General features: G+C 42.6%; 2 protein-coding genes. One reads left to right on the forward strand and one right to left on the reverse strand.

Annotated elements, in window-relative coordinates; genetic code table 11:
• A partial coding sequence (locus tag A3735_RS30505) for a hypothetical protein (RefSeq protein ID WP_197485753.1) occupies window positions 1-240 on the forward strand: 240 nt, incomplete at its 5' end.
• A 37-nt stretch (window positions 241-277) separates the two neighbouring features.
• Here A3735_RS30505 and A3735_RS07905 read toward each other — a convergent pair.
• Window positions 278-733: amino acid ABC transporter ATP-binding protein (locus tag A3735_RS07905; RefSeq protein ID WP_156499517.1), on the reverse strand; the 456-nt coding region annotated here is incomplete at its 5' end.

The following is a 733-nucleotide window of genomic DNA, read 5'->3' on the forward strand; positions in this document are numbered from 1 at the left end:
CAGCCTTTGATAATCGCATCGAGAGATGAAAACAGAAGCCACCCTCTTCACTTATGCATTTCTACTCAGTTTGTTGATAGCTTGGAAGATGCAATCGTAAACAGGCAAAACCGCGTAATGAAGTGGGTTAAAGATAACGGTGCTATCTGGGTTGATTTCTCAACATCAAGAAATGCTGAAGCCAGTAGCTTTATGAACTTCAATACACTTGAAGAGCTATCTTCTTCTCAAGGCTATTAGCTCTCTCATCAAGAATAAGAAGCTCGGCTGCTTGGGATTAATGCTGAAGTATCTGACTTAAAAATAGTTGTAAGCGGTCAGTTTCTGGGTTTGTAAAGAATTCCTCTGGTGTATTTTGCTCAACAATTCCACCACCATCCATAAATATTACTCTGTCCGCTACACGCTTAGCAAAGCCCATTTCATGAGTAACACAGAGCATCGTCATACCTTCATCAGCTAGCTCAACCATGACATCGAGTACTTCTTTAATCATTTCCGGATCAAGAGCAGAGGTTGGTTCATCGAACAGCATGATTTGAGGTGACATACAAAGAGATCGTGCAATCGCTACACGTTGTTGCTGACCACCCGATAACTGACCCGGGTACTTAAGTGCTTGGTCTGGAATCTTCACTCGCTCCAGATACTTCATTGCAATCGCTTCGGCTTCCTCTTTGGGTTTTTTCTGTACCCAAATTGGCCCAAGCGTCAGGTTTTCTAAAATGCTCAA

The organism is Oleiphilus sp. HI0061 (assembly GCF_001635675.1).